This is a genomic window from Pantoea sp. CTOTU50773 (assembly GCF_032082325.1).
In the GTDB taxonomy this organism is placed as follows: Bacteria; Pseudomonadota; Gammaproteobacteria; order Enterobacterales; family Enterobacteriaceae; genus Pantoea; species Pantoea communis.
The window spans coordinates 1-3302 of the sequence record NZ_DAMDQC010000255.1; the positions used below are offsets into that span (position 1 = coordinate 1).

Genomic DNA, 3302 nt, shown 5'->3' on the forward strand with positions numbered 1-3302 from the left:
CCACTTCCATCTCGTACTCTTTCCAGCCAATCAGCGACTCGTCAATCAGCAGCTCATTGGTAGGGGAAAGATCCAGGCCACGCTCGCAAATCTCTTCGAACTCTTCGCGATTGTAAGCGATACCGCCACCGGTGCCGCCCATGGTAAAGGAAGGACGAATGATGCACGGGAAGCCTACATCTTCGGCCACGGCCAGTGCTTCTTCCATGGTATGCGCGATACCGGAACGCGCGGTGCCGAGGCCGATGCTTTTCATCGCCACGTCGAAACGGCGGCGGTCTTCGGCTTTATCGATGGCATCCGCGGTCGCACCGATCATGGTGACGCCGCACTCAGCCAGCACACCCTGACGCTCCAGCTCCAGCGCACAGTTCAGTGCAGTCTGGCCGCCCATGGTCGGCAGAACGGCATCCGGGCGCTCTTTTTCGATGATCTTACGTACTACTTCCCAGTGAATCGGCTCAATATAGGTCGCATCGGCCATTTCCGGGTCGGTCATGATGGTGGCCGGGTTGGAGTTGACCAGAATGACGCGGTAACCCTCTTCACGCAGCGCTTTACACGCCTGTGCACCGGAGTAGTCAAATTCACATGCCTGGCCGATAACGATCGGGCCAGCGCCAAGGATCAGGATGCTTTTTATGTCTGTACGTTTTGGCATCGTGGGCTCCTGATTACTTCGCGTTAGAACGGTAAGCTTCGATCAGTTCGATAAAGTGATCGAACAGCGGCGCCGCATCGTGCGGGCCTGGGCTCGCTTCAGGGTGTCCCTGGAAGCTGAAGGCCGGTTTATCTGTGCGGTGAATACCTTGCACCGTCTGGTCGAACAGCGACACATGCGTGACACGCAAATTCGCTGGCAGCTGGCTGTCATCAACCGCGAAACCGTGGTTCTGCGCGGTAATCATCACCACATTGTTGTCGAGATCTTTGACCGGGTGGTTGCCGCCGTGGTGACCGAGTTTCATCTTCACGGTTTTTGCACCGCTTGCCAGCGCCAGCAGCTGATGGCCGAGGCAAATACCAAACACCGGAATATCAGTTTTCAGGAAGGCCTGAATGGCGTTGATGGCGTAATCGCAAGGCTCCGGGTCACCAGGACCGTTCGACAGGAAAATGCCGTCTGGATTGAGTGCCAGCACCTCTTCTGCGCTGGTCTTTGCCGGGACAACGGTCAAACGGCAACCGCGATCCACCAGCATTCGCAGGATGTTGCGCTTAGCGCCGAAGTCATAGGCGACAACGTGGAATGGCAGCTCTGCAGCCGTTTTCTGCTCAGGCAAATCCCCTTCCAGTGTCCAGCTACCCTGCTGCCACGCGTAAGTTTCCGCCGTGGTCACTTCTTTCGCCAGGTCCATGCCTTTCAAGCCCGGGAAGGCCTGCGCTTTTTGCAGCGCCAGTGCCGCATCCGGATTATCACCCGCGATAATGCAGCCGCTCTGAGCGCCCTTCTCGCGCAGCAAACGGGTCAGTTTGCGCGTGTCGATATCGGCGATGCCGACAATGTTATTGCGCTGCAAGTAAGCTGACAGGCTTTCTTCACTACGGAAGTTGCTGGTGATCAGCGGCAGGTCGCGAATAACGAGGCCTTGAGCATGGATTTGGCTGGATTCTTCATCGGCGGCGTTAACGCCAACATTGCCGATATGGGGATAAGTGAGGGTAACGATTTGGCGGGAATAGGAAGGATCAGTGAGGATTTCTTGATAACCAGTCATTGACGTGTTGAAAACGACTTCCCCCACTGCCGACCCCGTTGCCCCGATGGCCCGACCGTGGAATTGGGTTCCGTCTTCCAGAACCAATAGCGCTGACTTAATCAAAACATCCTCCAGGGAATAAACAGTCACAATATTTGCATATTAATTCAAAATACATGCCCGAATCAATGCAAAATCCGCCTGAATGCTCGAATTTTGGCAAATTGCGCGCATTCTAATGATCGACCTTCAGCTTGTCTACCCTGAGTGGCTATTTTTTTGTATTTTTAAGGCTGTTGAATGTTAAAAAGCGAGAAAGGCGATAAAAGAGTGAGATAAGTGAGGAAAATAAACGGTTGCTAAGCGGCAATAATCGCAAACACGTGCTACCGCGCATAAATTTTTGACCAAATGGTCAAAAATCGCATCTTACTGACCTCCCGATAGAACTAAACATTGAAAAATAGACACCAAAAGACAAAAATACAATTAAGCCATCATTTTAATAAGTAAAATAAAGGGCAATGATCACATTGCCCTATTCAATCATCATCTTACCGATTGAAATAACCACATCACGATGGTTCACAACACTCACAACATCGATAAATCCAGCACATCCCGCATATCATAGAGGCCAGATTTCTTGTTCTTCAACCAACTTGCCGCCTTAACTGCGCCATTAGCAAAGGTCATGCGGCTGGAAGCCTTATGGGTAATCTCTACACGCTCGCCAATATCAGCAAACATCGCGGTATGTTCACCAACAATATCGCCTGCGCGTACGGTAGCAAAGCCGATGGTCTGTGCTTGACGCTCGCCGGTATGGCCTTCGCGTGCGTAAACCGCGTGCTCGTCCAATTTCCAGTTCATCGCATCGGCAATCGCTTCGCCCATCGCTAACGCTGTACCTGATGGTGCATCAACTTTATGACGGTGGTGCGCTTCCACGATTTCAATATCAGCATAGTCACCCATCACTTTGGCTGCTTGCTGCAGCAGATTCAGCACCAGGTTCACACCAACACTAAAGTTAGCGGCAAACACAATGCCAATTTCTTCGGCAGCGGCGCGAATCGCTTCTTTACCTGCCTCATCAAAGCCGGTGGTGCCAATTACCATCGCCTTTTTATGCTTGCGGCAGAATGCCAGGTATTCCAGCGTACCTTCCGGCCGAGTAAAGTCGATCAGCACATCAAAATCATTGACCACTTTCAGCAAATCATCGGTAACGTTAATATCGGTTTTACCGATACCAGCCAGTTCACCTGCGTCAGCGCCCAGCAGTGAAGAACCGCTACGTGCCAGTGCTGCGCCTAACGCGACACCTTCCGCTTGCTGCACAGCCTGAATTAAATTGCGTCCCATGCGGCCTGGCGCACCAACGATAGCAATGCGGATATCACTCATAATTATTCATTCCTGATACAAATCTATGCATGCAAAGCGTAAACAGGTTAACGGTCAGATAACAGTCACGCCACAATAAAAAAGGGATAATAAGAATTTTATGCCAGCCGCCAAACATTATCAGTAAAAGCAATCCCACCTGCTGGAAGTGGTCTATTTGGCGACGACAGATAAAGAAAAGGCCGAACGATG

Annotated in this window: 3 protein-coding genes and 1 pseudogene; all 4 read right to left on the reverse strand. The window is 51.6% G+C overall.

The window, feature by feature from the left end:
• A pseudogene (gene carB, locus RT340_RS22350) lies at positions 1-661 on the reverse strand (carbamoyl phosphate synthase large subunit); the annotation flags it as partial.
• A 13-nt stretch (positions 662-674) separates the two neighbouring features.
• Positions 675-1823, reverse strand: a complete 1149-nt coding sequence (gene carA, locus RT340_RS22355) for a glutamine-hydrolyzing carbamoyl-phosphate synthase small subunit (RefSeq protein WP_058959360.1) — start codon at positions 1821-1823, stop codon at positions 675-677.
• Positions 1824-2294: 471 nt separating this feature from the next.
• On the reverse strand, positions 2295-3110 hold the full coding sequence (gene dapB, locus RT340_RS22360; protein ID WP_097118316.1) for a 4-hydroxy-tetrahydrodipicolinate reductase: 816 nt from the start codon (positions 3108-3110) through the stop codon (positions 2295-2297).
• Positions 3103-3302: hypothetical protein (locus RT340_RS22365; RefSeq protein ID WP_313377845.1), on the reverse strand; the 200-nt coding region annotated here is incomplete at its 5' end. The genes dapB and RT340_RS22365, both read right to left, overlap by 8 nt.